Below are 4,125 nucleotides of genomic sequence, written 5' to 3'. Positions count from 1 at the left end.
CTCGGCGACCGGCGTGCCGGTCATCGCCGGCAAATCCGGGGGAGCCCCAGAAACGGTGCAGCACAACAAGACCGGGTTGGTCGTCGACGGCCGCGAGGTGGCCGAGATCGCCGGTGCCGTCACCGAATTGCTGACCGATCGCGACCGCGCGGCCGCGATGGGCGCGGCCGGGCGCGACTGGGTGATGGCTCAGTGGCGGTGGGACACCCTGGCGGCGCGGCTGGGCGCGCTGGTGGGCTGACCGGCGCCCATTAGTCCTTCTCGTAGATGGCCTCGATGTCGGAGGCGAACTTCTCGGCCACCACATTGCGCTTGACCTTCATCGTCGGCGTCAGTTCGCCGGTGTCCTCGGTGAAATCGACCGGCAGGATGCGGAACTTGCGGATCGATTCCGCATGCGACACAGCCTGATTGGCGTCCTTGATGGCCGCGTCCACCTCGGCGACCAGGTCGGGGTCGGTGGCTAGATCGCCCACCGAGGCGCCGGCACCCTTCTGGTTGCGCTGCTTCCAGCCGTCGAACGCCTCGGGGTCGATGGTGATCAGCGCGCCGATGAACGGCTTGTTGTCCCCGACGACCATCGCCTGACTGATCAACGGGTGGGCCCGCAGCCGGTCCTCCAGGACGGCCGGCGCGACGTTCTTGCCGCCGGCGGTGACGATGATCTCCTTCTTGCGCCCGGTGATCTTCAAGAAGCCATCCTCGTCGAGCACGCCCAGGTCGCCGGTCCTGAACCAGCCATCGGTGAACGCGTCGCGGGTGGCCTGCTCGTTACGCCAGTAGCCGGTGAACACCACGCCACCGCGCACCAGCAGTTCGCCGTCCTCCGCGATGCGCATGCTGTTGCCCGGCACCAGCGTTCCGACCGTGCCGATCTTGACGTTGCCGACCTGGTTGACGGTGATCGCCGAGCTGGTCTCGGTCAGGCCGTAACCCTCGTGGATGGTCAGGCCGACGCCGCGGTAGAAGTGCCCCAGCCGCGAGCCCAGCGGCGCGCCGCCGGAGACGGCCGCGTGGCAGTCACCGCCCAGCGCGGCGCGCAGCTTGTTGTACACCAGCCGGTCGAACAGGGCGTGCTTGGCGCGCAGCAGCGGGCCGCGGCGGCCGCGGTCCTGCGCCTCGCTCCAGTCGACGGCGGTTTGGACGGCCGCCGCGAAGATCCTGCCCTTGCCGTCGTTCGAGGCGTTCTGCTCGGCGGTGTTGTAAACCTTCTCGAACACCCGCGGCACCGACACCACCACGGTCGGCTTGAACACCGCGAACAGCGGCACCAGGTTCTTGATGTCGCTGGTGAAGCCGACGGTGACCTTGTTGGCGAACGCGGACAACGTGAGCGAGCGCGCCAGCACGTGCGCCAGCGGCAAGAACACCAGCAGCCGCTGGCCCTCGTCGAGCAGCGTCGGCAGGCTCTCCTTGGCGCTGCGGGTCTCATACAGCAGATTCGAATGGGTCAGCTGGCAGCCCTTGGGCCGCCCCGTGGTGCCCGAGGTGTAGATCAGGGTGGCCGGGTCCGACGCCCGCAGCGCCTCGAGGCGCGCGGTCAGCTCGGCCGGTGCCACCGACGCGCCGGCCTCCACGAGCTGGTCGAGCGCCTTGGGCCCCGAACCGTCGATGTGCAGCACCCGGCGCAGCGCGGGTAGTTCGGCGGTCAGCTCGGTAACCATGGCCGCGTGCTCGTCGGTTTCCGCGAACGCCAGCACCGCCTCGGAATCCTGTAGCACCCAGCGCACCTGCTCGGCCGACGACGTCTCGTAGATCGGCACGGTGACCGCACCCACCGCCAGGATGGCCAGGTCGAGGATCGCCCATTCGTAACGGGTGGCCGAGAAGATGGACACCCGGTCGCCGGCCTCTACGCCCAGGGAGATCAAACCCAATGCGGCCGAGCAGATCCGCTCGGCCGCCTGGGCGCAGGTGACGTCGGTCCACTCGCCGTCGACCTGACGCTGGTAGATGACGAAGTTGGGGTCGTCGCGCTCGTGTTCGAAGACCATCGCGGCGATGTTGTCGTTTTCGCCGACGGAGAAGCGGGCGGGGACGCTGTACTCACGCACTCTTATGACCTCAATCGACCTCGTGGAGATTCCCGGGAGCGGGTTGCTGCCGACCAGCCTAATCCGCGCGTTGACCCAGCACGGCTACCAGTGGGTGGGCCGGGACCGCGATTGCGGGCCGCGACGTCCGGCCCGCCCTCGGCGGGGTGGCGCGGGCCGGTGTGTGAAGCTGGGGTGATGAACAGCATCCAGATCGCGGATGAGACGTTTGTCGCCGCCGACGGCGCGCGGGTGGGCGCCGCGGTGGCCGATCGGTCCAGCTGGCGGCGCTGGTGGCCGGACCTGCGGCTGGAGGTCGTCGAGGACCGCGGGGAAAAGGGCATCCGGTGGTCGGTCACCGGCGCGTTGACGGGCACCATGGAAATCTGGCTGGAACCGTCGCTGGACGGCGTCGTGCTGCACTACTTCCTGCACGCCGAGCCGACCGGGGTGGCGGCCTGGCAGCTGGCCAAGCTGAACTTGGCGAAGATGACGCACCGCCGTCGGGTGGCGGGCAAGAAAATGGCCTTCGAGGTCAAGACGACACTGGAACGGTCACGTCCGGTCGGAGTTTCTCCGGTAGTTTAGCCGGGTCGGGTCCGCCGCGGAGAGTACCGTGTCGGACCGAGACCCGCGGGATCCCCACAGTCGACAGCGGTCGATCCGTTCGCGGGAGAGAGGGCAGCAATCAGGTGGCGGAGAAGACGACGCAAACCATCTACATCGAGGCCGACCCGGCCACCGTGATGCAGGTGATCGCCGACATCGATTCCTACCCGCAGTGGATCTCGGAGTACAAGGAAGCCGAGGTCCAGGAGAAGGACGCCGACGGCTACCCGAAGGTTGCGCGGATCGTCATGGACGCAACGGTGATCAAGGACACCATGGTGATGTCCTACGAGTGGCCCAAGGATCGCCAATCGGTGAGCTGGACGCTGGTCTCGAGCTCGCTGTTGCGTGCGCTGGAAGGCTCATATCGACTGGCGGCCAAGGGATCTGGCACCGAAGTCACCTACGAACTCTCCGTCGACCTGGCTATGCCGATGATCGGGCTGCTCAAGCGCAAAGCCGAGCGCCGGTTGACCGACACCGCGTTGAAGGATCTGAAGAAACGAGTCGAGGCTGAGTGAGTCCACTGAATTCGGAGCGCCCGCCCCGGCCCGGATCAGCCTTTTCGTCGGCAAAGGCGGGGTAGGGAAATCCACCCTGGCCTGCGCCACCGCCGTCGGTGCCGCGAGCGCCGGGCAACGGGTGCTGGTGATCTCCACCGACCAGGCGCACTCGCTGGGTGACGTACTGGGCGTTCCCGTCTCGCCGAGTCGGGGCGACCTGGTGCGGGTGCTGGCCGACCTGGACACCGGGCAAGCGGAGGCCGGCGGCGGGTTTCTCGACGCACTGGCTTTGGACACGCTGGCGCTGCTCGAGGTCCGCTGGCGTGAGGTCGTCGCCACCCTGGATCGGCGTTTTCCCGACTCCGAACTGGGTACCATTGCGCCCGAAGAACTTTCGGCCCTGCCCGGGGTGCAGGAAGTGCTCGGGCTGCACGCCGTCGGCGGGCTGGCCCGCAGCGGGCGATGGGATCGGGTGGTGGTCGATTGCGCGTCGACCGCCGACGCCCTGCGAATGCTGACTTTGCCCGCCACCTTCGGGCTGTACGTCGAGCGGGCCTGGCCGCGGCATCGCCGGCTGTCGGTCACCGCCGACGACGCCCGGTCGGCGGCGGTGGTCGAGCTGCTCGAGCGGATCAGCTGGGAGGTGGAGTCGCTGAGCGCGCTGCTCACCGACGGCGATCTGGTGAGTGCGCACCTGGTGCTGACCCCCGAGCGGGTGGTCGCGGCCGAGGCGGCCCGAACGCTGGGCTCGCTGGCCCTGATGGGCGTGCGGGTCGAAGAGCTGATCGTGAATCAGGTTCTGCTGCAAGACGACTCGTACGAGTACCGCAATCTGCCCGAGCACCCCGCCTTCTACTGGTACACCGAGCGCATCGCCGAGCAGCGCAGCGTGCTCGACGAGCTCGACGCCACCATCGGCGAGGTGGCGCTGGTGATGACCCCGCACCTGTCCGGCGAGCCGATCGGCCCCAAGGCGCTGA

The 4,125-nt window shown here is 68.2% G+C and carries 5 protein-coding genes; 4 read left to right on the top strand and 1 reads right to left on the bottom strand.

Annotated features, from left to right (window positions below; all coding sequences use genetic code 11):
• Positions 1–241 (top strand): glycosyltransferase (locus tag A9W96_RS03155; RefSeq protein ID WP_156765094.1); only part of this gene is annotated, 241 nt, incomplete at its 5' end.
• Positions 242–251: 10 nt separating this feature from the next.
• Here A9W96_RS03155 and A9W96_RS03150 read toward each other — a convergent pair.
• On the bottom strand, positions 252–2,054 hold the full coding sequence (locus tag A9W96_RS03150) for a long-chain fatty acid--CoA ligase (RefSeq protein WP_067137899.1): 1,803 nt from the start codon (positions 2,052–2,054) through the stop codon (positions 252–254).
• Positions 2,055–2,231: 177 nt separating this feature from the next.
• On the opposite strand from A9W96_RS03150, the gene A9W96_RS03145 reads away from it, so the two are divergent.
• The 3 genes from A9W96_RS03145 to A9W96_RS03135 form a co-directional block, all read left to right on the top strand.
• Positions 2,232–2,621, top strand: coding sequence for a polyketide cyclase / dehydrase and lipid transport (locus A9W96_RS03145; RefSeq protein WP_066862607.1), 390 nt, complete (start codon positions 2,232–2,234; stop codon positions 2,619–2,621).
• Positions 2,622–2,725: 104 nt separating this feature from the next.
• Positions 2,726–3,163: an SRPBCC family protein gene (locus A9W96_RS03140; protein ID WP_066862605.1), complete on the top strand. Its 438-nt coding sequence runs from the start codon at positions 2,726–2,728 to the stop codon at positions 3,161–3,163.
• Positions 3,156–4,125 (top strand): ArsA family ATPase (locus A9W96_RS03135; protein ID WP_197499382.1); only part of this gene is annotated, 970 nt, incomplete at its 3' end. The genes A9W96_RS03140 and A9W96_RS03135, both read left to right, overlap by 8 nt.

It is taken from the genome of Mycobacterium sp. 1245852.3 (genome assembly GCF_001669335.1).
Lineage (GTDB): Bacteria > Actinomycetota > Actinomycetes > Mycobacteriales > Mycobacteriaceae > Mycobacterium > Mycobacterium europaeum_A.
The sequence above is the reverse complement of the archived record's forward strand: the minus strand, read 5'-3'. Positions and strand labels throughout refer to the sequence as shown.